The organism is Leclercia sp. 119287, assembly GCF_009734485.1.
Classification (GTDB): domain Bacteria; phylum Pseudomonadota; class Gammaproteobacteria; order Enterobacterales; family Enterobacteriaceae; genus Enterobacter; species Enterobacter adecarboxylatus_C.
In genome coordinates this window covers 4,154,666-4,181,280 of record NZ_CP046445.1, presented here as the reverse complement: position 1 = coordinate 4,181,280, position 26,615 = coordinate 4,154,666, and the positions used below count along the sequence as shown (strand labels likewise).

The window sequence follows — 26,615 nt, the reverse complement described above, 5'->3', positions numbered from 1 at the left end:
TCCTCCTATGCTCAAACTATAGGGCAGGATCGTCTACCGGGGTGGGGTCAGTCCATATCTGGCTGAAAAGTGTCTAGATTATCCGTGGCGATTCAGCACTATTCCGCGCAGCTATTTAGTAAATTTTGGCCAAAAGGTAATTCTCAACGGCCAGATGCCCCGCTAACCTGGCGTATAAATCGAGTAATCGTTTAAATAGAATTTCATTATGCTCCTGGCGCACAGTTGGTTCTGATGAAATCATTAAATTGACAGCCGCAATCACATCGTCCAACTCCTTTCTGTATACATATGGCACAATAATATCATTCATCTCTTCGCGTATGACGCTATAATCGCAGACATTATTGTTTAAGCTATTATTTAACCATATCGCAAAGATCAATGAATCCAGTTTTTCTTTCGCTTGTCGATACTCTCTCATCACGACCTCCGCCAGGTTTGCACAAAACAAAACACCTTATATTACTTACCAGTTCAACATTATTTTTAATGCTGAACTTACTCAGAAGCCTGCTCTGTCATAGTAAACCTGCTTAATATCTTTGTTATAAGCACTGGCTATATCTTTTAGCTTCAGTCCCGCCAGGATAAAAGATATTAACAACGCATCTTTTTTAGATATTTCGACAAACCTTGATGCCGCCGCATAGATGATATCCACCGCAGATACCGGCATCCGCCTTTGCATCAAAGCTGAGCATACGCCTGAGAATCCCACATTCAATTGCGCCCCAAGAATTTCCAGATAAGATGCTTCCAGTTCGTTGAATCGGTACCCACCGGTTGAATAGACAACCACGCTAATAAGTGGGAAGTGTATTTTTATATAGAGTGCTGACTGAAGGACGGCTATGTTACTCCATGGATAATCGATAACGAGACATCGCAAATAATACTTTTCTGATGCTGCCATCACGTTACTAACGATAGCCTTAGGATCTTCAAACGAACAATATAAAATTTTTTCAGTGCATGTTGTCCTGCACTTCACCCTCGAAAAGTAACTATCAAACCCCAGATCAAAATATCCAGAACCAGAAATAACCAATAACATTATTCACTCCCTATGTAATATCACCACACCCAATCATGCGAATAATAATATGTCCAGACACTATAAAAAATCATACCCCATCGTTTCTTTTTACCAGGATGAGATACAGGGCTGAGCTTATCTCTAATACAAAATCAGTAACGTTCACATCGGCGTAAAAACCGCTATTGAAGAACCTATTCGCTTATCGCAAATGGTGAGCCTCAATAATACTTACTGTTCGCAGGTGTATTTCATTGTTAAATGACTTATCCTGTTCTGAGCGTGTCAGCGACGGCGCCACTTCTTAATTATAGGTAACCACAAACGTCGCACTCGCATTCGCCTGACCGGCGGTAACCGTCGATTCAGTCTGAATGTATCTTGCCTGATACTGGAAACTGTAGGCCGACTCACTACCTTTACTTCCCGACCAGATTGTCGCAGGTTCATTCAACACTATCGGGACGCTATTTTTTAATACCTGGACTCCAACCCCGGTCGCGGAACTATCATCACCACTATCATCTATTTTTATAATACCGTTTGCCGCGTGATTACCATCAGCCGTTGCATTAAATTGCATAAAGATGTTACCAACATTCTCGCAGGTGGTAAGATCTATATTGAACGGTACCATATTGGTGGTACTCCCAGGCCCCATAAATACGGACCTATTGTGTCTTCCCAAATTAACTTTAATATCAGCGTTACTGATTTTGCAGGTTGGGGACTTTACCGTAATGCACAATCCTTTTACACTAAACTTTAAGGCGTTGACCCCCTCAAGATAAATATCACCGAGATAATCATTCAGGCAATACTGGCCTGGAGGTGGTAAACCGCTGGTATCAGGAATGCGCCAAAAATAAATAGTTGGTTTTTTGCTTTCTGAATTAAAATACCTGCCCCCAGAAAAGGGGCGTGCTGTTGGATAAGGCATAAAAAGGGAATCGAAATCAATACCATCCTGTTCACCCATTTGAAAACTGTAACCAATCCCCGGTAGACGATCGATACTGTAAACATATCCTGGCTTGCTTTGATAAGCCGGTCCAACGGGAGCGCCACCAATACTATTGTAGCCACTCGGTTCTGAACCACTACAAGTTATATTCCATTCCGTATTATTGGTCAGAGTCATGCCGCCATAGGTGAATAATAAATCTCCAGGCTGGCGATTAAGCACATCTACTGTAAAATATTTATTACCCAGATTGACGCTATATTCAATTGTTTTACCACTGGTCATCACGCATGCAAGTATTGTGTGGATATATCCTAGATACAGGAAAACAGATAACCCTAGTATCATTTCTCTTTTCATTTTTTGTCTTCCTTAATCATCTATTTGCAAAGGTTTCGGCTGGTCTGTTGATTAACGGAATACGCAAGCTGGCAACGCTGAACACTATTGTCGCCCCAGACCACATGTAAAACCCCCTTGATGTCCGGGACTCTGGCATATAGCAGCCCTCCTTGTCCCACGGCCCCGATGGCTATTTCTTTGCTGTCAAAGACCTCAGCACCCAATGGCGGCGTATTACCATCACTGAGCGTGACATTGGCAAACCATGGGTAGCCAGTACGGGTCGCAAATTTTACCTTCACGGCCGCGCCTGAGTCAGGAACGACGACCGTGCTACTTGATACGATCTCAACTTGATCGCTAATTCCTTGCGGATCGAGATCCAGCCAGTTTTCTGTAAATGGGTTCAGATAAGGGATAATGGTGTAACCACGATTATCCACTGGACGTCCAATACGGTTGGCCACCGTTGCACCGGCAGCCTTAGGGGCCTGTACAATGGCGAATGTTTCACCAATATCAGGTGTCGCAATCACCCCTCCTTCATGCGCAACTAACGCGCCGGAAGTCCCAAGGGAGTACTGCTGTTGATTCTTGCCGGCGCTGGCGCTCGCATTCAGATAGGCATAATGAGTTCGGTAACTACCGTTTGCTCCAATGGAACTCTCATGGCCCCCTTCCTTTGGCATATCGTAACTTGTCGTCAGGCCATAGCTGAGTTCGTTCTTTTCACCCCGACTCCCAGTATAAGTCGCTTGTAACTGGTTGCCGTTATTCTTGTCATAATTGAAACGAGTATGAATATTGCCATTACCGCTAATAGGTATAGAGAAAGAAATTCCGACTATTTGGTTATTTTTATGGTTAGCATCCTGACTTTTCTGTGCATAGATATAGTAGCCCAGGCGTTTATAATTATTCGAATATCCTAGCTGATAGGAGTGATAGGTACCATGCTTCCAGTTTTCACTCCATATGCCATAAAATGACAAGCTACCGCCGCCGATTTGTTGCGATAGATTGGCTGTATACTTTGTCATTTCGCGGTAAGTATAGTTGTCATGGTTATTAGCCGATGCCGCATCACGAATTGAAATATACCTTGCATCGTTACTGTGACTCATTGATAAGGTAACTCGGGTATCACTGGTCAATGATTTTGTTGCCGAAACGCGCCAGCGATACCCATCCAGCCAGTCATTTTCAACAGTTTTCCAGGAGGAACGCGAAACATCGACAGCCAGTGCTCCCCAGTAAGTATTTAATGCACTACCGACAAGAGTGGAGTAATACCCATCGGTTCCATTTACCCCCATATAGCCGCTAATATAGTCATTAAAACCATACTGCAGAGTTAATTCTCCGAATCCCGGACGGTTTGAGATATAGCTGTCATCCAGATATCCCATCGACAAATCGTAATACAGCGCCTCCTTACGAACCAGGCCAGGTATGGAAGCATAAGGCACAGTAAACGTGTCCTGGCTGCCATCGGCCTCATGAATCGTCACGATCAGGTCGCCACCTGAATTCGTTGGATAAAGGTCCGCAAAGGAGAATTTACCTGGCGGAACGGTGGCCTCATAGAGTAAGGAACCATTTTGAGTGACGGTGACGCGCGCGTTTGTCCTAGCGATTCCCGTTACCGTGGGTGCAAAACCACGTCGTGACCCTGGCAGCATCCGTTTGTCAGTCGCAACCCTGGCGCCCACGAAGCTGACGCTGTCGAAGAAGGTGCCATCTGTCCATCCCTGCCCGAGCCTAAGGGTTGAGCTCAAATCGAAAAGGCTTTTCTCGGCGTATGTCGAAATATTATCCCACTGAGTATCGTTATCATTTGCCTGATAACTAGACTGGTGGTAAAAGCGCCAGCCGTAAGCGCGAAAACTACCATCAAGCCCGACATAACTGTAATTATGACTATCGCCATGATTGATGCTCTGATAACTATTCGCCTGATAACGTAATACTGCTGCTGGAACACCAACATCGATACTCTCAGGATTAATCTCGCCTCGATACTTCGGTTTTTGTAACGCCTGCGGGATGGTTAAATTTAACGCATTCTCCCCGACGTCATAATGCCATGAAATGCCAGCATTGATCTGCGATAACTGGAGACATGAAGCCTTTTCTGGCCACGTTTTATCTTTAAGCCTCATCACTCTAAATAATACTGGTGTTATGCAGGGCTCAATTTTTTCTCCCACCTTCTGTAGCTCGAATTCAACTTCGCTCGCATACGAACCATTTAAGTAAAGCTTACTGCGATACTTCCCGACATTCATCGGATTACCATACTTAAATTTCTGGAGATCGATATGTGTCGCGTTATGCAAATGCGCACTATTGAAATTAAATGCGTCTTCTGACCATGCAACACCCCATGGTATTATTATTATTAACCCAGCATTGATCTCCATGAATCTCATAATAATGTCCTTTACTGAGGATAATTATGAGTCACAACAGCACCATAATCATTGATGGTTGTGAAGCTGAACTTACCTGGCATGGCTTTCAGTGTATGCTCTTTATTATTTATGCTCATCGTTGAAAATGGCGCCACCATACCAGCAGGTTGTTTATTCCCATTAATCGTGATGCTATCAATGGTGATGTACCATGGAGATGGGTTATTCACAAAGAGTGTGTTATTATCATTGTGAAATTCCCAGGTTAAAGATTTGGCAGCCTCGCTGACATTTCCCTTTAATGTTATCGGACGATAAAATAACTTAATACGTGAACGAATCGATAACTGTAAATAGTTGCTACCTTGACTGTTTTTAGGCTCTGGCGGAATATCCAACATGTTAAACCAGTACAATGACTCACGATCTTGTGGAAGCGCGGCGCCGCTAAAAACCAGACGATAGGTCTGTCCTTTTCCTGGTTCAACACGAATAATCGGCGGCAGAACCACAAAAGGCGCCATGTCTTTGCCTGTATTATTTTGTATTGTGCCACCATCAACCCATACTTGCGTCAGTGACGGCATATCCCCTGAATTAGTGACTCTGACTGATACCTCTTTCCGGTCAGATGGAAAGATCACTCTGGTCCCATCAATGACAATATTTGCATTCGCGAAAGGTATATATACGAATAAAAGAAACGTAAAAAAGTAACGAGTCATATTTCAACACCTCCCTGTTCTCTGAGCAGGCAGCCCCTGCCGGAGCTGCCTTAACGTCTTACGGATAAACGATAGTGAAGTTCACGTAGGAACTCACTTTCCCAGCCTCAGCGGCATTTGTCGCAAAGTAACGTGCATAGAAAGGCAGTGTCGCAGAACCATCGACAGGCGTCACGACCGTTGAGTTACCACCCGTGACTTTTCCGGTCGTTGGATCAATGGTTTGGTTTGCAAGGTCAATTACACTATGATTATTATTCAGTAGCTCGATATCAACATTATCCGCGCCATTATCAGAGCCACCAGCAGGAATGGTATTTTTTAGTCGCCCCTCCGTTGAGACATATTCATTCGGTTCAAAATAGACCGAAACATCTGAAGCACTTGCACAATTTTCAAGACCAATAGTGAAAGGTGTTGTCCCCGCAGTTTGATTCGCGGCAGACAATGCAGACACCTGAACAGTGGGTAGTGTGACAATTTTATCTTTATCACCGCTGATGACAGTACAGGTATTAGTAATAATTTCACCATTGAAGGTCACTTTTCCATCAGCAGCCAGCGCCACTGTTGGGGCAAAGATCATTACTGCCGCTGCTGACGCCATTCCTTTGATGAACATGTTCATAAATAACCCCTTATCTGTAATTTTCAATAAATTTAGGTGATGCTGCCAACTTACTGATTTAGTGTATGATGGTGTTTTTGAGGTGCTCCAGTGGCTTCTGTTTCTATCAGCTGTCCCTCCTGTTCAGCTACTGACGGGGTGGTGCGTAACGGCAAAAGCACCGCCGGACATCAGCGCTATCTCTGCTCTCACTGCCGTAAAACATGGCAGCTACAGTTCACTTACACCGCCTCTCAACCCGGTACGCACCAGAAAATCATTGATATGGCCATGAATGGCGTTGGATGCCGGGCAACCGCCCGCATTATGGGCGTTGGCCTCAACACGATTTTACGTCACTTAAAAAACTCAGGCCGCAGTCGGTAACCTCGCGCATACAGCCGGGCAGTGACATCATCGTCTGCGCGGAAATGGACGAACAGTGGGGCTACGTCGGGGCTAAATCGCGCCAGCGCTGGCTGTTTTACGCGTATGACAGGCTCCGGAAGACGGTTGTTGCGCACGTATTCGGTGAACGCACTATGGCGACGCTGGGGCGTCTTATGAGCCTGCTGTCACCCTTTGACGTGGTGATATGGATGACGGATGGCTGGCCGCTGTATGAATCCCGCCTGAAGGGAAAGCTGCACGTAATCAGCAAGCGATATACGCAGCGAATTGAGCGGCATAACCTGAATCTGAGGCAGCACCTGGCACGGCTGGGACGGAAGTCGCTGTCGTTCTCAAAATCGGTGGAGCTGCATGACAAAGTCATCGGGCATTATCTGAACATAAAACACTATCAATACGTTGGAGTCATTACCAGGATTATCGATTTTTACTTTACTCATGTTATCTGTTTCTTACTGTATCCATTAATTATTTAACCCAGTCCTGCAGTGTCAGATTCGGTATGCGTAAATCCTGTATATGCAGATTTATGGCATATGTTGATGCTTTGCATATGTAAGCGATTATTATTCGCAGAGGTCCGAAAAATACCAAATTCGACAGTAGTGCGTATTTGTAACGCCCTTAATTCAGGGCGTCTTAGGCAGGATTTATTTACTCAGGAGGCTGAGAGCTGATTGTATTGCAGCAGGGAGCGCGGGTAATGCACCGGCAACAGTCACGACATTGGCGACATCGCTGAGTAGAGAGGAAATTCTGTCGCCAAATTGGCTTCCTGAACCTGATTTAATTTCTTCCTTATATTCAGGAGCGATGACGGCAAGTCCTAACGTGGACTGTACCGCGTCCATAACAGGTTCAACCCCCGAGATAAAATACGATTCCAATGCTTCCTGTATCTGCGTCAGCTGCTTAAGTAACATTGTTTTCATCGCTGACGGAAGCTCAGAATGACGTATCTCCTCACGAAGCTCCCTGATTCTGTTCAGCAGGGAATCAATTTCATTCGTGTCGATTGTGGAATGTGCGCCGCGCGTTTCAAACAAATCTGACAGAGTCCCCAGCTCATACAGGGTGCGTTCATCGATATGCCGGATAAACGTATGCCAAGCTTCATTAAGGTTTTGCGACGTAAAAGCATTACCCACGCAGGCTTCCCAGTATGTGGATTTCCCCCGTAGTGATGAAAAATTGTTCTCCCGTACCTGTATTATGCGCTCGGGCAATGCCATCACCTGCGACAGCCGGATTAGAATATGATGTTCAGCATCGTGATTGATGTGCAACATTTTCTTCCACACAGCCCGACAATTTTCCCCGGTGTTGTATTGCTTACCTTCTTCAAGAATATCCAGCAAGCGCTGCGCTGGATTATCGATCTTCAGCTCATCCATTCCCTGTACCTTCAAATTTTCAGCTATTTTACCCAGTCTTCAATCGTCAGACCCGGCACCCGCTCAAATTCCCGCACATTATTCGTCACCAGCACGGCGCCGGCGGCAATGGCATGCCCGGCGATCGCCGTGTCGTTCGGGCCGATCGGCGTCCCGGCGAGGCGCAGCGCCACCTTTATGTCCGTGGTCGCATCCACCGCGGCGCTGTCCCAGGGCAGGATGGCATCGAGGCGGGCGCAAAACGCGTCAACCAGCTCGATGTGGCGCGGCGAGGACTTCGGACCGGTGGCGCCAAAGCGCATCTCGGAATAGGTAATGGCCGAGATCACGATGCGCTGGTTTCGCAGCACCGCCTGCTCCAGGCGCTTCAGTACGGCTTCCGGCTGCTCGCGCATGATGAACGAGCAGATACAGGTGTCCAGCATATAGGTTTTGTTCACAGGTCAAATCGTCCTTCGTCGGTGACAACGTCCTCGCGCTCCGCCATAAAGTCCGGGTCGGCCTTCTCGAGCTGCGCGAACGAGCCCCAGGTCGGCCGGACGGGGCGCAGGATGATGCTGTCCCCTTCCCGGACGATCTCCAGCTCGCTCACCCCCTCAAAATCCAGATCGCGGGGCAGACGGATGGCGCGGTTGTTGCCATTTTTAAAAATGGATACGGTTCTCATTACGTTACACCCCATCAAGTCATTTGCCCGATACTTCGGGCATGGCCTGTGAAAAGCACAGGCGAATTAAAAAACACCACCTACCATTGGATAGGTATAGTATATGCAGATGTGAGGCATATGTATAGGGTCTGGATATGCAGATGTACGGCATATGGATATGGATATGCCAAACCTATCCTCAGTTCTCTTCTTATTTCTCCTGAGATCCGAAAACCCCAAGAGTCGGATCTTTGGCCGCAGTCGGAGAAGATAGAAAGGCTTATACTTCGTTACAGAAAGGTTCAGATACAAGGGGAGTTAACAGGTCCCTCTAAGCGGTGGTTCCGTCGCGGATAATATGGGATGTCAAACATTCTGGCGGGCATCACTGCTGGTCACGAAGGGGGCAGCTTGCCCCCGCAATTTATTGCATCTCAGGTCAGATACCCACACCTCCCGTGCCAAAGGCCTCACTGTGGATGCGCTCTTTCGCAATGCCCAGCGCCAGCAGGGAACGGTACTGTTCATGCATAAACGGAACCGGACCGCACAGGTAATAGTCGGCGTCTGCCGGCAGATATTTCGCCGGTACCGCGCTGAGATCGAGCCGGCCCTGCACATGGTAATCTTCCCCGGGCACCTCAGTTTCCTTCACCTGTTCATAGGCGATAAAGATATGCAGATTGCTGTTCTGCTCAGAGAGTGCCGCCAGTTCCTGACGCAGGGCATGAACATCGGAGCTGCGGGCCGCATGAAGGAAAAATATCTGCTTCCTGTCCTGCGTCTGTTCTGTGTGGTCCGCTTTTAGCACGGTATTCGGATCGGCTATTTCTGCCAGCAAATGGTGGGTCATGGACATCATGGGCGTCAGGCCGACGCCGGCACTGATAAGCACATTGTCCACTTCAGGATTTAATAAAAAGAAGTTGCCCGCCGGCGCGCTCAATTCCACCGTGTCGCCTTCACTGACGGCATTGTGGAGGGTTGATGAGACATAGCCCGGATCCTGTCCTTCCGCACGAGGATCTTCACGTTTCACGGAGATACGTAGGTAATCTGCTCCCGGCCTGGCGGATAAGCTGTACTGCCGGGGCTGCTTCAGGCCCAGTTCAGGGACAAGAACGCGTAGTGTCACGTACTGTCCCGGCCTGTAATCGGGCAGGGCCTGTCCGTCTTCAGGCTTCAGATAAAAAGACGTGATTTCTTCGCTTTCCTTTACTTTCCTGCTGACGGTAAAGGCGCGCCAGCCCAGCCAGCTGCCGGGCGTGTTACGGCGCTCATCATAAAGCCTTTTCTCGGCTCCGATAAATATGTCGGCCAAATCCTTATAAGCGGCCCCCCAAGCCCCGATGAGCGGGCTGTCCATAGGTACGGAAAGCACTTCGCTGATTGAATGGAGTAAATTTTCACCGACAATACCGTAATCGGGGGCTTTAATATTCAGGCTGACATGTTTGTGGCAAATCAGTTCAATGACCGGGGCCAGTACCCCGGGATCGTCGATATTCTCGGCATAGGCCAGCACCGCGCCTGCCAGCGCTTTCGCCTGTGCACCGCTGCGCTGATGCCCCATATTAAAGACTTCCTGTAAATCAGGATTATTCCGTAGCATGCGCTTATAAAAATAATCCGTTAACGCAACGCCATTTTCTTTCAGTACCGGAACGGTATCTTCAACCAGTTGTTTCTGCTCTTGAGTTAGCATGCGATCCTCCGTGGGATTTAATTCAGTAACAGTCATGGTCCTGATAAGCATAAACCATGCTGGGAAGTGTGACCCGGCTTATAAATCCGGTACAGCCGCTGTATTCTTTCTGCCAGAAAATGGAATGGAACGCATATTTTTTTACAGGTCCAACGATGAGAATTAGTGGTCCGACCGGCATGAATAAAATATGGTATAGAGTGATTTCATGTTGTCTTGCACAGGAAAATGAAGATGAAGGCATTACTGGCGGAGCTGGTTGATATTATTGCGGAGCAGCATGAATCTGAAAAGGAAGTGATTATTCAGACTGAAGCACTGAATCTGGTTGTGGCTGCCCTTCTCATGCGGCTGGATGACAGCGTTCGTATGCAACTGAAAAATGAGATTGATGAGTCCTTCGCTTCACAGCACGGGTGTTGCCCCACATATACGGATGAAACGCACATACTCCAGCGTGCTGTGGAAGAATTGTTTAATTTTCATATGCGTCCATCACTAGGAAGGAGACGCATACAGTCCATAAACCAACCTTAAGAGGTCTCAGGCAGGCATAGAGCCGGTCGGTATTTCTGCCGGCCTGGTACCGCGGTGAACGGTATTCCGGGATGAACAGGAAGGGAGGCTATATGTTCGTGGATAAACTGTCACTTTACGAATACGGCACATAGTATGTCTGGCATAATGCCTGCCGCCATATTCAGCTCCCCTGTAAACCGGAATTCCTCTGTCGTAGCTGCCTCCCGTGAGACTCATTGTCACTGAACGTCCCGTTATTATTTAAGATGTTTCTTAATTGTAGAAATATAGCTTCTTTTCAGTCACGTAGTGTCAACCTGAAAAAAAGGGGCTGGCATCCCCCTGATGTGAACTGTTATAGTTTGCGGTGATGCTGCCACGCAAGTTATGACGTTTCAGCAAGGTCTGATAATCCGACGAACAGTACTGACCACCACGCTCCGTGTGAACAATGACATTTTCCGGGCGTTTACGTCGCCACAGCGCCATTCGCAGTGCATCGCAGGTAAGCTGTGCCGTCATACGCGGCGACATCGACCAGCCAATGACGGCACGCGACCACAGATCAATGACCACCGCCAGATACAGCCAGCCCTCATCTGTACGTAAGTAGGTGATGTCACCTGCCCACTTCTGGTTTGGACCACCGGCGTAAAAATCCTGTTTCAACAGGTTCTCTGACACGGGCAAGCCGTGCTCACGGTAACTGACCGGGCTGAACTTACGGGTCGCTTTCGCCCGCAGTCCCTGACGGCGCAGGCTGGCAGCGATGGTTTTGATATTGTATTCAGGCAGTTCTTTGGCGAGACGAGGCGCACCATAACGCTGCTTTGCCTTAGTGAATGCCCGACTGACAGCAGTATCACAGATGAGCCGGAACTGCTGGCGTGGACCGGGCTGATGGTGACGCTGGCACCAGCCATACCAGCTGCTACGGGCAACCCGAAGCACACGGCACATGGCTTTGACGCTGAACTCAGCCCGATGTTTTTCGATAAAGACATACTTCATTTCAGGCGCTTTGCGAAGTATGTCGCGGCCTTTTGGAGAATAGCCAACTCTTCATCCCGTTCAGCTAGTTGCCGCTTAAGGCGGGCATTTTCAACCGACATTTCCTGCTCACGTTCGGAAGATGAATGAGCATTTTTCACCTTGCTACGCCAGGCATAAAGCTGTGATTCATAGAGACTGAGTTCACGGGCTGCGGCGGCAACACCAATACGTTCCGCGAGTTTCAGAGCTTCCTGGCGGAATTCAGGTGTGTGTTGCTTACGGGGCTTTTTGCTGGTTGATACTGGTTTTGTCATGAGTCACCTCTGATTGAGAGTTTACTCACTTAGCCGCGTGTCCACTATTCGCGGGTAGGATCAACTTTACTGTTCGCAGCCATTTCAGAACCAGGAGTATCGTCAGAGTGATCATTTGATCACTGTTTTGATCACCCGTAACGAGACAAGCGAAATTTTTTCCGCGTTTTGATCAAAAGGTTTATGTGTCGTTTACTTCCCTGATCAAATCACCAAAATCATTACCAACTTCTGTCAGGGTGCGGCTTTGAACGATGATAGCCTTCTGGGGATAGGTGATCAGAGGTATCAGCGCATGCAAAGTTGAAGTGATCCGATGAACTTGATCATTTCAGGTGATCACTTCTTAGATTTTCTCCAGATACCAGCCCCATGGTTTGTTTTGAGCACCCACCTGACATGAGACAAACTGCCAGCCCACCAGATAGAGGTCATTGTTTAAACGCCGAAATACCATTCTGTGGTTTGAACTGGCCATTCCCAGGCAATCTGTTAACTGTTGACTAGTTACACCGGGGTAAGTGGCCACAGCCCAAATATAGATGTGATGGGGATGCTAGGACATTTTCCTTACCAGTTGTGCCACGCTATCAATAGGTCCCAAATTTTCAATGTCAATTCTTCTGGAAAAGTTATCTATAAACCACCGACCGCGTTGCCCGTTTTGTCGATTGTTCTTCACTTTAGTTTTGTGGTCGGCAAAAATAGAGGGGAATACCAATGGCTTAACAATAATTTTTCCTCTATGGCGTGCCACTCATCTTGCCTGTTCTGCTCTACGTTCATTTATCCGGTCCCCAGGTTTATAGGTCGTTAGCGGGAAAACTTTCAATTATCTTCCGATAACTTTGCTATCAACTGTAATTTAGCCTTTATGAGGCTTAGTTTGCTTATCTTAGCCACTGAGCATTCATCACTAAAATCAAGGAATTTGCATGTTTTGGGCGCGTCGGCTCATATCAAATTTTACTGCTGGTGTAATTTACTCTTAGTTGTTTTCCCTGTGGATGAAAACCAATGGTTTTCGATTTCGGCGCTAACGGCGCTGTGAGGGTGTAAGCGTTCCCCGCATCTGCGGGGATGAACCGGTATTAGGTTGCCGTGATAGCAAGATTGATTCGAGTTCCCCGCATCTGGGGGATGAACCGATGTTGCTGCCGTCGAGCATGGTGCGGATACCGGGTTCCATTGTCTGCTGAATAATGGTTATTTTTTTCTGCGGTGCACGGCGGCGACGCCGTTCAGCTCCTGATAAAACTTCAACCATCTTATTATTCTGACTGGTGTTAAACATAGGTCCAAGACTACCTCTTATTTTCAGAGAGGCGAAGTGTCTGGTGATTTATAGGGCCACTCTAATCAGACGTATCAGAACAGGCAAAGCGGGTGAGATCAGATATACCTGATCTCACCCGCTGATCACGCCTCAAATTTTCTCCAGATACCAGCCCCATGGTTTGTTTTGAGCACCCATCTGACACGAAACAAATTGCCAGCCAACGAGATAGAGGTCATTGTTCAAACGTCGAAATACCATTCTGTGGTTTGAGTTGGTCATTCCGAGGTAATCTGCTAATTGTTGGCTGGTTACGCCGGGATAGAGTGCTACAGCAAAAATATATGAGTGGTGGGGATGCCATGACATTTTTGTCAATAAATGCGCCACAGTATCAAGCGATCCCAAATCTTTAATATAAATTCTTCTGGAAAACCTATCGATATTCCACCGACCGCGTTGACCGTTTCGCCGATTTTTCTTCACCATAGTGTTTGGATTATCGTAAAAAGAAGTAAATAACAACGACTTAACAACAAAGTCTCTTTTTAGTTCTAATTGTTTTCTAAGCTTTTTTCGGCGTTCTAAATATTTACATTTCCACCATTCATCCTCTGTAATACGTCGATATGCTTTGTTTCCATATATACGGCGTATGTTTTTTTCGATAAGACCCCAGTCATATTCATTATTATTCTCAGTATCCATTTACCCCTCCTGATTTTTAGTGATTTGCTACAGCCAAGCTTTCAATAACCATGGGTTGATTAAATTCGTTGGGTAATTACATAGGTAACGACTTGCAGTCCCTGGATTAAGGTAATACCAGTGACAATATTGCGTAACGCTAATATTGCAAGGCCAGTATTCACGATAGTAGCGCTCAAAGTGACGCAGCCAATGTGGACTAGTGCTTGAATTAATGGTGCTGGACGGTGTGATTAACGGACTGATTTTCTTAAACGCATGCAGTCGCCGTAGTGCTCTTAAAAGAGCTTTACTACGAAATGATTTTTTATCCACCAGCATCGTTACATATGCGAGCAGGGCCTCTGGCGTTTCGTTTTCAATTTGACTGAATTGAGCCCTGTTTTCCTTTTCAGCAAAAAGAGAATCCAGCTTACCGGGCAAAGGGCAATGTTCCTGCGCAGGCACAGAAGAAGCAGGATTAATCTGTAATTGAGCTGGTTTAATGCGCCTGGCTTTTTTCAGGCATGAGTAGTGTTGAGTTCCGGAAAGGCCAATATTGTCAGCGACATGCGTTTTTGAGTAGCGCTTGGCAAAGTAGCTAACCCTTAGAAGCAATGCCGTTAAAGCCTCGGTATCGTCCCGGTTAACCAGATAGTATCCATGCTTAGGTAGCCAGACCCTACCGCCAGTAGCGTGTTTCCAATAGCACTTCACCAGTTGGTTAATTTTGTGAGGATGGCGGACAGCGTTGCCATCCATCATCAGAAGATAATGGTAATGCTGAGCGGGGGCCTTATTCTGCTCTCTGACCCAAAATACCCGCATGAAACTTTTGGGATAGATCTTCCTGAGGGCGGGAATCAGCAGCCGATGAAACTCCGTAATAACATTATTGTCAGGGCTATACTGAGGCAGGTGAAAGTCATAGCGTACTGCCAGAAAACGAGAGCAGCTGCGGTAAGTTTTATCAACGGTCCGGAACAGTGAATTCATGATTTTAGTATTCTGCTGGCTCTCTTCAGGCATGACTGGCCAGAGGACATTGTCATAGAGAAACTCCCCACCAGGTCTGATGTCAGGATAAGCAGAGCTCCGGGTAATATTATTAATTACCGGGTTCTGAGGAATAGGATCTCTGCTAGGAGTTTTATTATTTATCATGGAGTTACATTAAGGCTCGATTCGCTGCACCGTTCTGAATTGATGCGCTTATTGTTTCAACTGGTTGCATCAACAGGCAAAAGAAAGGCTGGAAACTCCAGCCCTTTGACACAATGCTCATTTATCGTTCTGTGCAAGCCAGTTTTCATACAAACTAGCGGGCCAGCCGAGCGTTTTACCGCTCCGCATCAGTGGCTTAGGAAAATATCCAGACTTTACCCAACGATAGAGGGTGGTACGGCTGCAATCGAGAAGTTCAAGCATTGCATTGATGCGAATCAGGCGCTGAGGTTGGTGTAGGGCAATAACTCTGTCAGACATGGATGATTTGTTTTTCAAACTGCTAACTCCCAATGAAGTGTATTGAAATCATCAGGAGTTAATCAGATTAAGATTGAGTTTACTTCCGCACCTTCTGAAAGGTCATCGAGGATCTTACGCAACTCTTTCTTTATCCTAATTTTTTCTTTTTTGTTTTTTCATTGCCCTAAGGCTTTCAAGGTCTTGAATCTGGCGTGCAAATAGATTCAGTGCAAAACCGAGCTGTTCAGCTGCTTCTTTGCGGGACATAGGTAATGTCTCTGTGGAAGGCCAAAACTTTTTTTTGTTTTTCGATCTCATCAAGAAGGTCTGTAATCGTTGGGACAATAATTTTTTTGCCGTCTTTTTGATTTTGACCAATAATCGCCAGAGCTGCGATCAGTAACTCTTCTCGCTTGATAGCATAGTTTTCCCCTTTCAGCGGAGGAGGGTTTTGAATCTCACGTTCTGCCAGTCTTTGGCTATATTTTTCTTTATCATTCGTTTTATCTTCAGCCACATTCATAAGTTCGAAATCAAGGAGTGGCGCTATCTCGTTACGTAAGAAGCCATGCGTATGAAGTGATTCATTTGACAGAGACTCATTGATCCCTGACAGAAGCAGGGTAGGAGTGATGGCAACATAATTCGCCAACTCTGGAGATGTCAGTTTTCCTTTTTTGTAATCCAATTCGAGACATTGACCAAAGTTTATCATCTCTGTATCTACGATTGTGTCCTTGTTAATTATAAAGAATTTTATATCAAATTTACCGGACAGAAGTGTCAGGAGGGCTGAAGAAAGATCTGCATATGTGGCGAGTGTGTAGTGATGTTTGGCCGAGCGCAAAATATTATACAGACTGACGCAGTCTTTTGGTCCCGGCTTGTTACGCTGAATTTGCTGCTGAACCTTTTTACCCAGTATTTCTGAAAAATCCATACAGCCTTCTATTCTCGATAGGAAGTGACGGTGAAGTAACGTCACCCATTACGTCACCTGTATTTCACCCAAACAAAAAGGACTTAGCCAGTTTCCTGTCTAAGCCCTTGATAATTTTGGTGGCCCCTGCTGGACTTGAACCAGCGACCAAGCGATTATGAGTCGCCTGCTCTAACCACTGAGCTAAGGGGCCGTGGCGGAGGATTATAAAGTAACTCCTCGCCGCAATCCAGAGCTACCCACCTGCCTGCTGTTTTTATAAACAACCCATTTTCAATCTCTTATACTTAGAGCCTGAACCATTAAGCGGGAGTAATCATGATCAACGACATCCTTGCGCCAGGCCTGAGGGTGGTGTTCTGCGGCATCAACCCCGGAAAGTCCTCCGCCCATACCGGTTTTCATTTTGCTCACCCCAGAAATCGCTTCTGGAAGGTGATCTACCAGGCCGGGTTTACCGACAAGCTGCTGAAGCCGGAAGAGGAGCAACAGCTGCTGGATACCCGCTGCGGTATCACTATGCTGGTGGAACGGCCGACGGTGCAGGCGAGCGAGGTGAATCTGCATGAGCTGCGCAGCGGCGGGCGGGAACTGATTAAGAAGATTGAGGACTATCAGCCGGCAGCGCTGGCTATCCTGGGTAAACAGGCGTACGAGCAGGCGTTCAGCCAGCGGGGCGTGCAGTGGGGAAAGCAGAGTATCACCATCGGCGTGACCCAGGTGTGGGTGTTGCCTAATCCGAGTGGGCTTAACAGGGCGACGGTGGAGAAACTGGTGGAGGCGTATCGGGAGCTGGATGAGGCGCTGGTGACGCGCGGGCTTTAGCTCCTTTGCTGGCTGATGCCCTCAGCCTGACCTCTCTATAGGAGAAGGCACGAACTGCCGGGTGGCGGCTACGCCTTACCCGGCCTACGGGATCCGTAGGCCCGTGCAAGCAAAGCGCCGCCGGGCGTTTTTTAGGGGGCACTCTGCCACAGAGCGAAGGGAAAAAAGCCAACAAAAAAGCTCCCCGTAGGGAGCTTTTTACGTTCAGGACGCTTAGTCGTCCAGGAAGCTACGCAGCACTTCAGAACGGCTTGGATGGCGCAGTTTACGCAGCGCCTTCGCTTCGATCTGACGGATACGTTCACGGGTAACGTCGAACTGTTTACCCACTTCTTCCAGCGTGTGGTCGGTGTTCATGTCGATACCGAAACGCATACGCAGGACTTTCGCTTCACGGGCGGTCAGGCCAGCCAGCACGTCGTGCGTGGCGGCACGCAGGCTCTCGGTGGTCGCAGAGTCCAGCGGCAGCTCGAGGGTGGTATCCTCGATGAAATCACCCAGATGCGAATCTTCATCGTCGCCGATTGGCGTTTCCATGGAGATTGGTTCTTTGGCGATCTTCAGCACCTTACGGATCTTGTCTTCCGGCATCAGCATGCGCTCGGCCAGCTCTTCTGGCGTCGGCTCGCGGCCCATTTCCTGCAGCATCTGGCGGGAGATACGGTTGAGTTTGTTGATGGTCTCAATCATATGCACCGGAATACGGATGGTGCGCGCCTGATCCGCGATAGAGCGGGTAATTGCCTGACGGATCCACCAGGTGGCGTAGGTGGAGAACTTATAACCACGACGGTATTCGAACTTATCAACCGCTTTCATCAGACCGATGTTGCCTTCCTGAATCAGATCCAGGAACTGCAGGCCACGGTTGGTGTATTTCTTGGCGATAGAGATAACCAGACGCAAGTTCGCTTCAACCATCTCTTTCTTCGCACGGCGGGCTTTCGCTTCACCGATGGACATGCGACGGTTAATGTCTTTTACCTGCTCGATGGTCAGGCCGGTCTCTTCTTCAATCTGCTGCAGCTTCTGCAGGCCACGATGGACGTCGTCAGCCACATCACGCAGCTTTTCAGACCACGGCTTGTTCATCGCGATAGCCGCGTTGAACCAGGTTTCGCTGGTTTCGTTGCCGGTGAACAGGGTGATGAAGTTCTTCTTCGGCATTTTGCACTGTTCAACGCACATTTTCATGATGATGCGTTCCTGGGTACGGACGCGGTCCATCATGACGCGCATGCTGTTAACCAGGTAATCGAACTGTTTTGGCACCAGACGGAACTGTTTGAACACTTCAGAAAGCTTCAGGATCTCTTCCTGAGCGGCTGCGTGGCTGCGGCCTTTGGCTTTAATGGTGTCGCGGGTCACTTCATACTGCGTACGCAGCTCACCGAACTTCTCACGCGCCAGTTCAGGGTCGATGCTGTTGTCATCGTCGCTGCTGTCGTCGTCGCCGTCTTCTTCATCTTCGTCTTCGTCATCATCCATCTCTTCCTGAGATAGTTCAGACCCGACGTGCGTCGCCGTTGGCGCCATGTCTTCTTCCGCGTTCGGATCGACAAAGCCGGTGATCAGATCGGACAGACGCGCTTCTTCTGCTTCCACGCGATCGTACTGCTCGAGCAGATAGGTGATGGCTTCAGGGTATTCGGCAACGGAACACTGAACCTGGTTGATCCCGTCTTCGATACGTTTAGCGATGTCAATTTCGCCTTCGCGGGTCAACAGTTCAACGGTACCCATTTCACGCATGTACATGCGCACCGGGTCCGTCGTGCGGCCGATTTCAGATTCAACGCTCGACAGAACCTGTGCAGCAGCTTCTTCTGCATCTTCATCGGTGTTGTTTGAGTTTTCAGCAAGCAACAGATCATCGGCATCAGGGGCTTCTTCCATCACCTGAATACCCATGTCATTGATCATTTGGATGATGTCTTCGATCTGATCGGAGTCGACGATATCTTCCGGCAGATGGTCATTGACCTCGGCATAGGTCAGATAGCCTTGCTCCTTACCACGTTGGACAAGAAGTTTCAGCTGTGACTGCGGGTTTTGCTCCATAAGACGGTATCCACACTTATTCGTTTGATTGGTGTCGGCGATACGGCTGCCAACCTTTAAAGCGAGGGCGTACTTGTATTTTTGCCGCTGCCTCTCAGTGCGGCTGTCGGGATCTACCCGAACGATATTCGGCACTTAAGCCGTTAAATTCATTTCCGGGCACGTGCTTCAGTAATCACACGCACCTCTTCGCGTTCTGCTGGCGTTAACCCATGGGTCCGCGAGCGGGCGATCAATTCAGAGAGCCGTAGCTCAAGCATCGAATCAAACATATGGTTGAGCGAGTCGGTGAAGGTCTCTTCAGCGATATCTTTATCTGCTATATCGTCCCACATCGACAGTTTTTCAAGGGTTGCGGACGCTTTTGTTCCGCGATAGTGCTCTAAAAGTTGCCCGGTGGTCAGACCTGGCTGTGAGAGACAAGTGTTGACCAGTTCTGCGAATAAGCCAAGTCCCGGCAGCTTTTCATGGTCCAGACCTGCCAGAGAAGGCACTTTCGGTGCCAGTTCCGGATTCTGCACCAGCAGTCCTATCAGTATACGCATGGTTGTGCGTTTTAGCTGAGGCGCGGGGCGAGCCGCTCCGCTCTCCGCCAGCTTTGGCATTAAACGTTCAAGCTGACTGTCATCCAGAATGCCGAGTTTTTTACCCAGCTCCTGACGCAGATAGATGCGCAACGTTTCGCCCGGTACCTGAGTAATCAGCGGCAAAGCCAGCGTGCTCAGCTGGGCGCGGCCATCCGGGGTGCTCAAATCCACCTGCGGCATCAGGCTGTTAAACAGAAACGTGGAGAGCGGCTGAGCCTGCTCCATCCGCGCTTCAAAAGCCGCTTTGCCCTCTTTACGCACCAGCGTATCCGGGTCTTCGCCGTCGGGCAGAAACATAAAGCGTAGCTGACGCCCGTCGGTCATATAAGGCAATGCCGTCTCCAGCGCGCGCCAGGCGGCTTCGCGCCCGGCACGGTCGCCGTCGTAACAGCAGACCACGGTGTTGGTCACCCGAAACAGCAGCTGAATATGGTCGGCGGTCGTGGAGGTGCCCAGAGACGCAACGGCATAGTTAATGTCGAACTGCGCCAGCGCCACCACATCCATATAGCCTTCGACCACCAACAGGCGCTGCGGTTCAGCGTTATCCTGCTGGGCTTCATACAGGCCGTACAGCTGGCGGCCTTTATGGAAAATGTCGGTTTCCGGGGAGTTAAGGTATTTCGGCAGGGCATCGCCCAGCACGCGTCCACCAAAACCAATTACCCGGCCACGCTTGTCGCGAATGGGGAACATCACCCGTTCGCGGAAGCGGTCATAGCTGCGTCCCTTGTCATTAGTGACCAGCATGCCCGCGTCGATGAGGGATTTACGATCTTCGCTATTGCCGCCAAAACGCTTTAACACGTTATCCCAGCCGGGAGGGGCGTAACCAATAGCGAAACGCGCAATAACATCGTCGCTCAGTCCGCGCTGGTTCAAATATTGACGCGCAGGCTCAGCGGCAGGTTGCTTAAGAGACTGTTGATAAAATGCGTTCAGGCCGTCCATCAGCTGATACAGCGTTTGTCGTTGATGACGCTCTATCTGGCTTGGCCCGCTGCCTGCTTCATACGGCACTTCAAGGTTGTGCATGGCAGCCAGCTCTTCGACGGTTTCAACGAACTCGAGCTTGTCGTAGTTCATCAGAAAGTCGACGGCGTTGCCGTGCGCCCCACAGCCGAAGCAGTGGTAGAACTGTTTTTCACCGTTTACGGTGAAAGAGGGGGTTTTTTCGTTATGGAATGGACAGCACGCATGGTAGTTTTTGCCCTGCTTCTTCAGCTTTACCCGCGCGTCGATAAGATCGACGATGTCGGTTCTTGCCAGCAGATCATTGATAAATACGCGTGGGATTCGTCCAGCCATAGGCCCCGTGATTACACTTCATCCTTCAAACTGTCTCTGCGTTGGCTGCGCTCGTTCACCCCTGTCACTTACTTAAGTAAGCTCCGGGGATTCACTCACTTGCCGCCTTGATACAGTGTGAATGATTTTGTGTAAATCCTGATTCATAAACGAAAACAAGCCGCGCATTCCTTCCGGAAGCACGGCCTTACGACTACTACTCTGTCTGACAATTGAGGACGTGCGTCCTCAAAAGATTAGTACAGACGAGTACGGCGTGCGTTTTCGCGAGCCAGTTTCTTCGCGTGACGTTTCACAGCAGAAGCTTTAGCGCGCTTACGTTCGGTCGTTGGTTTTTCATAGAACTCACGACGACGAACTTCAGCCAGAACACCTGCTTTCTCGCATGAACGCTTGAAGCGACGCAGTGCTACGTCGAACGGCTCGTTTTCACGTACTTTAATTACCGGCATGTAACTCTCACCTTTATAAATTCGGTTTGCCGCTGGCATCAACGCCAGCTTATTTCAAAATGGTGCGGAATTTTACTGCAATTGCTGCTGCTTTGTAAAGCACCGCGGCCGTTTTTGAAAGGGACTTTTATAAGGGTGAGGAGTATACACGAAGAGAACTCCAGGGGTGAGGAAAGTTTTACATCAACCCGCCCAGGCTCTACACTGCGCGGTATCTGAGTGAGGTAAAACAAGTCATGCGTGTACTGGGTATTGAAACATCCTGCGATGAAACCGGCATCGCAATTTACGACGATGAAAAAGGGCTGGTCGCCAACCAACTGTATAGTCAGGTGAAATTACATGCTGACTACGGCGGCGTGGTGCCGGAGCTGGCCTCCCGCGACCATGTGCGTAAAACGGTGCCATTGATTCAGGCGGCGCTGAAAGAGGCGGGCTTAACGGCAAAAGATATCGACGCCGTGGCCTACACCGCCGGTCCGGGTCTGGTCGGCGCGCTGCTGGTGGGCGCGACCATCGGGCGTTCGCTGGCGTTCGCGTGGGATGTGCCGGCGATCCCGGTTCACCATATGGAAGGGCACCTGCTGGCGCCGATGCTGGAAGACAATCCACCGGCATTTCCGTTCGTGGCGCTGCTGGTTTCCGGCGGCCATACCCAGCTGATCGGCGTCACCGGAATCGGTCAGTATGAACTGCTGGGCGAATCCATTGACGATGCGGCGGGTGAAGCCTTCGACAAAACCGCCAAGCTGCTGGGGCTCGATTACCCTGGCGGCCCGATGCTGTCGAAGATGGCGTCGCAGGGTACGGAAGGGCGCTTCGTCTTCCCGCGCCCGATGACCGATCGTCCGGGGCTCGATTTCAGTTTCTCCGGTCTGAAAACCTTTGCGGCGAATACCATCCGTAATAATGAAAACGACGATCAGACTCGCGCCGATATCGCCCGTGCCTTTGAGGATGCGGTGGTGGATACGCTGATGATCAAGTGCAAGCGCGCTCTGGATCAGACCGGCTTTAAGCGTCTGGTGATGGCGGGTGGCGTCAGCGCCAACCGTACCCTGCGCGCGAAGCTGGCGGAGATGATGCAAAAGCGTCGCGGTGAAGTGTTCTATGCCCGTCCGGAGTTCTGCACCGATAACGGGGCGATGATCGCTTATGCCGGGATGGTGCGTCTGAAGCCCGACGCGACGGCAGATTTGAGCGTCTCCGTTCGTCCGCGCTGGCCGCTGGCTGAACTGCCTGCCGCCTGATGGCAAACGCCCGGATGTCAGATAACGATATCGAACATCCGGGTTTTGGCTAACAGACAGTAAAGCTGACAGCCGTTTTTCACCCCCAGCTTCTCCATCGCCCGCATTTTATGCGCACTCACGGTTTTGATGCTCAGATGCATACGCCGTGAAATATCCGTCAGGCTTAACCCTTTGCAAATCAAACGCAGCACTTCTGTTTCCCGTGGCGAGAGCGCCTCGTTGCTGGTTTTACCTTTCTGAAAGAGGGTATTCATCAGGGTGCGCTCGACAAACACCTCGCCGCTCATCACCGATTGCAGCGCCTGGCCAAGGATTTTCTCATTCGTATGCCGACTGAGATAAGCCCTGGCACCCGCCTCCAGCGCCAGGCGGATCATCAGCGGATTGGTATCGGGCGAGAGCATAATGACCTTTAGCGTGGGGTAGTGATGCATTAACCATTTCACCAGCGTCAGCCCCTCCATATCGTTCAGCGACTGGATGAGGGTGTAGCCCAGCAGCAAAATATCGATTTTATTCTGTGCCAGCAGGTTCAGCAGCTCGCTGGTTGATGCCGCCTCGCCAGTAACGCAAAGGTTAAGCGGGGAGTGGGTGTCCGTCAGATGCGTATGGTTGTCCATGATCATGGCGCGCACACCCCGACGAATAATGGTGTGTTCATCCGCAATCGCAATCTTGATTGTCATCGGGGTTCCTTTTGCGTGCTACCGCACTATTTTGATGTGCTCAGATAAAAATCAATTTTACCGGACATGTTTATTTTGCTGTTGCGCTGGAATAAACATTTTTATTATAAAGTGTCCTTGCGCGGTTATTTTAAGTAAGATGCAGGTAGGTAATAAAGTTTTCCATCAGGTATTTAAGTTAATTTTATTCTCAGTCGTCATTGACATCTTTTATATTTCATTATTGCTTCATCCTGACGTCTTGGCAGGAAAATTCTTGCTTTCTTGCCAGAGCGCTCTTATTGGTGGTGGGGCGTTTTTAATTCAAGCTGAAAAAAGGATGTGTGTTTATTTATGACCTAATGGAATATTGGCTAAAATGAAAAAAAGTATATTGTCCCTGCTAATTTGCGCAGCCGTCACCTGTTCAGCCTATGCAGAAACGGCCCCGCAGGTAGAACTCGCTCAGAACGGCGAATCTTATGTCGCCATTGTGGTTAAACTGAAACCCAGCAAACCGCTTTTGAAATCAACCGGCACGACCAGCGCCAGCACCACGACTAACCAGCTGACCCTGAGCGATCCATCGCTGGTGCCGACCAGCATGTTCCGTCCGAACAAACTGCGCAGCACCCAATCCGATGAGTTCGCCCAGCTTAATGCGCGGTACGGTTTCGATCGTTATCTGCGTATTGAATTACCGGAAAGTAAAGCGACCGACAGAACCTATATCAATAATATGATTGCGGAGCTGGAACAAAACCCCAATGTCGACATCGTGTATCCCGAAAGCCTGCCGGTATCGCTGGATAAATATCATGTTGGAAATGAACAAAACCAGCCGTTGCTGAAATCCACGGTGCAAAGTTCAGTCGGTGCCTCAACGGTGCCAGATTTCCGTCATCTGCAATATTACACTAAACGGCCAACGGACAAACGCCAGGGATATTATATGGGCGGGGTCAACCGTGACAGTGTGAATCAATATCCGGGTAATGCAGGCGAAGGTGTGACCATTATTTCCATGGAAAACGATATCTGGAATGTGAACCACATAAATCTGCCGACGCCTGCGTTAACCCAGGGAAATACGAAGTACATCGACGATCACGATACCGCTTCCGTGGCGATTATGGCGGCCAAAGATATTGGCGCTGGGGTGCGTGGTCTCAGCTGGAAAAGCCGTGTCGGCTTCTCAGACTGGAAGTATAACAACCTCTATAACATGATCCCTTTGCTGAAAGCGGGCGACGTGGTGCAGATCGGGATGCAAACCGCCGGCGGGGAGATAACCGGTTGTACCACTAAAGACTGCTATGTCCCGCAGGAAAACGTGCAAAGCTATTACGACGTGATTAAGGCCCTGACTGACAAAGGCGTGTACGTGATAGAAGCTGCGGGGAATGGCAATATCAACCTCGACCATTCGGCGTTTAAGGGGAAATTTGACGTTCATACCCGCGATTCAGGTGCCATCATTGCCGGAGCATTCTGCGCCAAAGACGGCAAAAAAGCGTCGTTCAGCACCTACGGATCGCGTGTGACCAGCTCCTCATGGGGTTGCTGGGATGTCGTGACTGCCGGCTACGGTAGTCTTTATAATGCCGCAAACGCGCAATATACCAACACCTTCGCTGGCACCTCCTCCGCCAACCCTATCATTGCAGGCGTCGTGGCCAGCCTGTCAGGGATTGCCAAAGCGAACGGTATCACCGTCACCCCGGTGCAGATGCGTCAGATCCTCCAGGACACTGGCACCTCGCTGGCGAACGGAGAGTCGGCTAAAGTGGGAACCCATCCTGATATGGAACGTGCGGTCGCGCGGATCCTGGCCCTGAAGGATGGCGGCAAAACCGCCCCAGCCCCGACAGCAGCCGCAGGTGCGGACTACACCATGGTTTCACCTGCCAGCGGCGTAAGCACTTATCCGCTGGATGGCAGTAAGAGCCTGAACGTGAAGTCGTTTAACTGGAGCGTCACCAAAGGGGCCGGCACCTTCTGGCTGCAGGAGAAGCTGAACGGCTCGCTGGTCAACAGCGTGAACAGTGCGCATGCCTGGGCGGTGATCCCGGCCAATACCGAAGGTGAAGTGACCTATACACTGACCACTACCGGCGAAGACGGGCGTACCGCGCAGGACAGCATGACCATTAAGGTCAGCAAACCGGCAGCGCCAGCGCTGGATGTCCCGGCCTATAACGCAAAAATCGCCTATCCGACCAAATGCACGAAAGTGTCGTATAACGGCAAGATCTGGATGAACCAGTGGTACGTCAATCCGGGCCAGGAAACCCCGGGCACTGGCGGCACCTGGGGCGTGTGGCGTCAGCCGGGCGCAACGGGCAACAGCTGTAAATAACATCCACAGCCTGGCGTCACGCCAGGCTTTTTTTATATCTTCAGCATCCCTTTCTCTTCCAGGAAGCCAATAATCGTTGCCAGCCCGTTGCCCGCTTTCAGGTTAGTGAAGGTCCAGGGACGCTCGCCGCGCATCCGGTTGGTGTCACGCTCCATGACCTCCAGCGATGCGCCGACATAGGGGGCGAGATCGGTTTTATTGATCACCAGAAAATCGGATTTGGTGATCCCCGGCCCGCCTTTACGCGGGATCTTTTCCCCTTCCGCCACGTCGATCACGTAGATCGTCAGATCCGCCAGCTCCGGGCTGAAGGTGGCGCTCAGGTTATCTCCGCCGCTCTCGACAAAGATCAGGTCCAGATTGCCGAACTTCTCGCTTAACGCTTCCACCGCCGCCAGATTCATCGAGGCATCCTCGCGGATCGCAGTGTGCGGGCAGCCGCCGGTTTCCACCCCGACAATGCGCTCCGGCTCGAGCGCCCCCGCTTCGGTGAGGATGCGCTGATCCTCTTTGGTGTAGATATCGTTGGTCACCACCGCCAGCTGATACCGATCGCGCATCGCTTTACACAGGGCTTCCAGCAGGGCGGTTTTGCCCGACCCCACCGGGCCGCCGACGCCTACGCGCAGGGGGTGTTTGTACTCAGACATAGAGACTCC

The 26,615-nt window shown here is 49.6% G+C and carries 23 protein-coding genes, 1 tRNA gene and 2 pseudogenes; 5 read left to right on the top strand and 21 right to left on the bottom strand.

The genetic code is table 11. The features are described from left to right. Positions 1-115: 115 nt before the first annotated feature. From GNG27_RS20050 to GNG27_RS20025, 6 genes are all read right to left on the bottom strand, one after another. Positions 116-424, bottom strand: a complete 309-nt coding sequence (locus GNG27_RS20050) for a hypothetical protein (protein WP_142489627.1) — start codon at positions 422-424, stop codon at positions 116-118. Positions 425-505: 81 nt separating this feature from the next. Further along, positions 506-1,057, bottom strand: a complete 552-nt coding sequence (locus GNG27_RS20045) for a hypothetical protein (protein ID WP_142489628.1) — start codon at positions 1,055-1,057, stop codon at positions 506-508. Positions 1,058-1,343: 286 nt separating this feature from the next. Further along, positions 1,344-2,363: a fimbrial protein gene (locus GNG27_RS20040; protein ID WP_156264671.1), complete on the bottom strand. Its 1,020-nt coding sequence runs from the start codon at positions 2,361-2,363 to the stop codon at positions 1,344-1,346. A gap of 20 nt (positions 2,364-2,383) precedes the next feature. Then, entirely contained in the window at positions 2,384-4,777 is a 2,394-nt protein-coding gene (locus tag GNG27_RS20035; RefSeq protein WP_103825497.1) for a fimbria/pilus outer membrane usher protein, read from the bottom strand. An 11-nt stretch (positions 4,778-4,788) separates the two neighbouring features. Continuing rightward, entirely contained in the window at positions 4,789-5,484 is a 696-nt protein-coding gene (locus GNG27_RS20030) for a molecular chaperone (protein ID WP_105902572.1), read from the bottom strand. Between the two features lie 58 nt (positions 5,485-5,542). Then, a complete protein-coding gene (locus tag GNG27_RS20025; RefSeq protein ID WP_156264670.1) occupies positions 5,543-6,112 on the bottom strand; it encodes a fimbrial protein in 570 nt (189 codons plus the stop codon). A 90-nt stretch (positions 6,113-6,202) separates the two neighbouring features. Here GNG27_RS20025 and GNG27_RS20020 point away from each other — a divergent pair. After that, positions 6,203-6,897: pseudogene (locus GNG27_RS20020) on the top strand (IS1 family transposase); the annotation flags it as partial. Positions 6,898-7,152: 255 nt separating this feature from the next. Here GNG27_RS20020 and GNG27_RS20015 read toward each other — a convergent pair. From GNG27_RS20015 to hmpA, 4 genes are all read right to left on the bottom strand, one after another. Continuing rightward, the gene (locus tag GNG27_RS20015) at positions 7,153-7,896 is read right to left on the bottom strand and encodes a hypothetical protein (protein WP_156264669.1); all 744 of its coding nucleotides are present in this window, start codon (positions 7,894-7,896) and stop codon (positions 7,153-7,155) included. Positions 7,897-7,919: 23 nt separating this feature from the next. Further along, positions 7,920-8,336, bottom strand: a complete 417-nt coding sequence (locus tag GNG27_RS20010) for a type II toxin-antitoxin system VapC family toxin (RefSeq protein WP_156264668.1) — start codon at positions 8,334-8,336, stop codon at positions 7,920-7,922. Beyond that, positions 8,333-8,563: a type II toxin-antitoxin system VapB family antitoxin gene (gene vapB / locus GNG27_RS20005; protein WP_039032651.1), complete on the bottom strand. Its 231-nt coding sequence runs from the start codon at positions 8,561-8,563 to the stop codon at positions 8,333-8,335. The genes GNG27_RS20010 and vapB overlap by 4 nt, the downstream gene beginning before the upstream one ends. 421 nt (positions 8,564-8,984) lie before the next feature. Next, positions 8,985-10,286 (bottom strand): NO-inducible flavohemoprotein, encoded by a 1,302-nt coding sequence (hmpA, locus tag GNG27_RS20000; protein ID WP_231600412.1) that lies wholly within the window; start codon positions 10,284-10,286, stop codon positions 8,985-8,987. A gap of 198 nt (positions 10,287-10,484) precedes the next feature. Here hmpA and GNG27_RS19995 point away from each other — a divergent pair, with 198 nt between their 5' ends. Further along, a complete protein-coding gene (locus GNG27_RS19995; RefSeq protein ID WP_185902359.1) occupies positions 10,485-10,787 on the top strand; it encodes a sigma-S stabilization anti-adapter protein IraP in 303 nt (100 codons plus the stop codon). Positions 10,788-11,132: 345 nt separating this feature from the next. Here the strand turns inward: GNG27_RS19995 and GNG27_RS19990 are convergent. From GNG27_RS19990 to GNG27_RS19960, 6 genes and pseudogenes are all read right to left on the bottom strand, one after another. Beyond that, a pseudogene (locus GNG27_RS19990) lies at positions 11,133-12,076 on the bottom strand (IS3 family transposase); the annotation flags it as partial. A 1,426-nt stretch (positions 12,077-13,502) separates the two neighbouring features. Beyond that, a complete protein-coding gene (locus GNG27_RS19980) occupies positions 13,503-14,060 on the bottom strand; it encodes a hypothetical protein (protein WP_103822948.1) in 558 nt (185 codons plus the stop codon). A 27-nt stretch (positions 14,061-14,087) separates the two neighbouring features. Then, positions 14,088-15,203 carry an inovirus-type Gp2 protein gene (locus tag GNG27_RS19975; RefSeq protein WP_103822947.1) on the bottom strand — a complete coding sequence of 372 codons (1,116 nt, stop codon included), beginning with the start codon at positions 15,201-15,203 and terminating at the stop codon, positions 14,088-14,090. 117 nt (positions 15,204-15,320) lie between these two features. Next, complete coding sequence (locus GNG27_RS19970; protein ID WP_077226360.1) at positions 15,321-15,524, bottom strand: AlpA family transcriptional regulator; 204 nt, start codon at positions 15,522-15,524, stop codon at positions 15,321-15,323. Positions 15,525-15,750: 226 nt separating this feature from the next. Next, a complete protein-coding gene (locus GNG27_RS19965; protein WP_156264666.1) occupies positions 15,751-16,446 on the bottom strand; it encodes a hypothetical protein in 696 nt (231 codons plus the stop codon). Positions 16,447-16,563: 117 nt separating this feature from the next. After that, positions 16,564-16,639, bottom strand: a tRNA-Ile gene (locus tag GNG27_RS19960). Positions 16,640-16,764: 125 nt separating this feature from the next. Here GNG27_RS19960 and mug point away from each other — a divergent pair. Then, entirely contained in the window at positions 16,765-17,271 is a 507-nt protein-coding gene (mug, locus tag GNG27_RS19955; protein ID WP_156264665.1) for a G/U mismatch-specific DNA glycosylase, read from the top strand. A gap of 213 nt (positions 17,272-17,484) precedes the next feature. On the opposite strand, the gene rpoD is transcribed toward mug, so the two are convergent. The 3 genes from rpoD to rpsU all read right to left on the bottom strand — a co-directional run bounded on the left by rpoD (position 17,485) and on the right by rpsU (position 21,679). Beyond that, on the bottom strand, positions 17,485-19,374 hold the full coding sequence (gene rpoD / locus GNG27_RS19950; RefSeq protein ID WP_255474671.1) for an RNA polymerase sigma factor RpoD: 1,890 nt from the start codon (positions 19,372-19,374) through the stop codon (positions 17,485-17,487). A 107-nt stretch (positions 19,375-19,481) separates the two neighbouring features. Next, positions 19,482-21,227: a DNA primase gene (dnaG, locus tag GNG27_RS19945; protein WP_142487144.1), complete on the bottom strand. Its 1,746-nt coding sequence runs from the start codon at positions 21,225-21,227 to the stop codon at positions 19,482-19,484. Between the two features lie 236 nt (positions 21,228-21,463). Next, positions 21,464-21,679, bottom strand: a complete 216-nt coding sequence (gene rpsU / locus GNG27_RS19940; RefSeq protein WP_001144069.1) for a 30S ribosomal protein S21 — start codon at positions 21,677-21,679, stop codon at positions 21,464-21,466. Between the two features lie 236 nt (positions 21,680-21,915). Between rpsU and tsaD the strand changes: the two genes are divergently transcribed. Next, positions 21,916-22,929 carry a tRNA (adenosine(37)-N6)-threonylcarbamoyltransferase complex transferase subunit TsaD gene (gene tsaD / locus GNG27_RS19935; protein WP_156264663.1) on the top strand — a complete coding sequence of 338 codons (1,014 nt, stop codon included), beginning with the start codon at positions 21,916-21,918 and terminating at the stop codon, positions 22,927-22,929. A gap of 17 nt (positions 22,930-22,946) precedes the next feature. Here the strand turns inward: tsaD and GNG27_RS19930 are convergent, their stop codons facing one another. Continuing rightward, a complete protein-coding gene (locus GNG27_RS19930; RefSeq protein WP_156264662.1) occupies positions 22,947-23,618 on the bottom strand; it encodes a response regulator transcription factor in 672 nt (223 codons plus the stop codon). 358 nt (positions 23,619-23,976) lie between these two features. Here GNG27_RS19930 and GNG27_RS19925 point away from each other — a divergent pair, with 358 nt between their 5' ends. Then, positions 23,977-25,956 carry a S8 family serine peptidase gene (locus tag GNG27_RS19925; RefSeq protein ID WP_156264661.1) on the top strand — a complete coding sequence of 660 codons (1,980 nt, stop codon included), beginning with the start codon at positions 23,977-23,979 and terminating at the stop codon, positions 25,954-25,956. 32 nt (positions 25,957-25,988) lie between these two features. Here GNG27_RS19925 and ureG read toward each other — a convergent pair whose 3' ends face one another. Then, positions 25,989-26,606, bottom strand: coding sequence for an urease accessory protein UreG (gene ureG, locus GNG27_RS19920; RefSeq protein ID WP_156264660.1), 618 nt, complete (start codon positions 26,604-26,606; stop codon positions 25,989-25,991). Positions 26,607-26,615: the final 9 nt, after the last annotated feature.

Excerpts from the sequence above, each read along its gene's own strand:
- GNG27_RS20030 (WP_105902572.1), bottom strand. The coding sequence starts at position 5,484 with ATGACTCGTTACTTTTTTACGTTTCTTTTATTCGTATATATACCTTTC.
- GNG27_RS19930 (WP_156264662.1), bottom strand. The coding sequence starts at position 23,618 with ATGACAATCAAGATTGCGATTGCGGATGAACACACCATTATTCGTCGG.
- GNG27_RS19970 (WP_077226360.1), bottom strand. The coding sequence starts at position 15,524 with ATGTCTGACAGAGTTATTGCCCTACACCAACCTCAGCGCCTGATTCGC.
- rpsU (WP_001144069.1), bottom strand. The coding sequence starts at position 21,679 with ATGCCGGTAATTAAAGTACGTGAAAACGAGCCGTTCGACGTAGCACTG.
- dnaG (WP_142487144.1), bottom strand. The coding sequence starts at position 21,227 with ATGGCTGGACGAATCCCACGCGTATTTATCAATGATCTGCTGGCAAGA.
- mug (WP_156264665.1), top strand. The coding sequence starts at position 16,765 with ATGATCAACGACATCCTTGCGCCAGGCCTGAGGGTGGTGTTCTGCGGC.
- GNG27_RS20040 (WP_156264671.1), bottom strand. The coding sequence starts at position 2,363 with ATGAAAAGAGAAATGATACTAGGGTTATCTGTTTTCCTGTATCTAGGA.
- hmpA (WP_231600412.1), bottom strand. The coding sequence starts at position 10,286 with ATGACTGTTACTGAATTAAATCCCACGGAGGATCGCATGCTAACTCAA.
- GNG27_RS20035 (WP_103825497.1), bottom strand. The coding sequence starts at position 4,777 with ATGAGATTCATGGAGATCAATGCTGGGTTAATAATAATAATACCATGG.
- GNG27_RS19980 (WP_103822948.1), bottom strand. The coding sequence starts at position 14,060 with ATGGATACTGAGAATAATAATGAATATGACTGGGGTCTTATCGAAAAA.
- tsaD (WP_156264663.1), top strand. The coding sequence starts at position 21,916 with ATGCGTGTACTGGGTATTGAAACATCCTGCGATGAAACCGGCATCGCA.
- GNG27_RS20025 (WP_156264670.1), bottom strand. The coding sequence starts at position 6,112 with ATGAACATGTTCATCAAAGGAATGGCGTCAGCAGCGGCAGTAATGATC.
- GNG27_RS20015 (WP_156264669.1), bottom strand. The coding sequence starts at position 7,896 with ATGGATGAGCTGAAGATCGATAATCCAGCGCAGCGCTTGCTGGATATT.
- GNG27_RS20045 (WP_142489628.1), bottom strand. The coding sequence starts at position 1,057 with ATGTTATTGGTTATTTCTGGTTCTGGATATTTTGATCTGGGGTTTGAT.
- vapB (WP_039032651.1), bottom strand. The coding sequence starts at position 8,563 with ATGAGAACCGTATCCATTTTTAAAAATGGCAACAACCGCGCCATCCGT.
- GNG27_RS19975 (WP_103822947.1), bottom strand. The coding sequence starts at position 15,203 with ATGATAAATAATAAAACTCCTAGCAGAGATCCTATTCCTCAGAACCCG.
- GNG27_RS19965 (WP_156264666.1), bottom strand. The coding sequence starts at position 16,446 with ATGGATTTTTCAGAAATACTGGGTAAAAAGGTTCAGCAGCAAATTCAG.
- GNG27_RS19995 (WP_185902359.1), top strand. The coding sequence starts at position 10,485 with ATGAAGGCATTACTGGCGGAGCTGGTTGATATTATTGCGGAGCAGCAT.
- GNG27_RS19925 (WP_156264661.1), top strand. The coding sequence starts at position 23,977 with ATGAAAAAAAGTATATTGTCCCTGCTAATTTGCGCAGCCGTCACCTGT.
- GNG27_RS20050 (WP_142489627.1), bottom strand. The coding sequence starts at position 424 with ATGAGAGAGTATCGACAAGCGAAAGAAAAACTGGATTCATTGATCTTT.
- ureG (WP_156264660.1), bottom strand. The coding sequence starts at position 26,606 with ATGTCTGAGTACAAACACCCCCTGCGCGTAGGCGTCGGCGGCCCGGTG.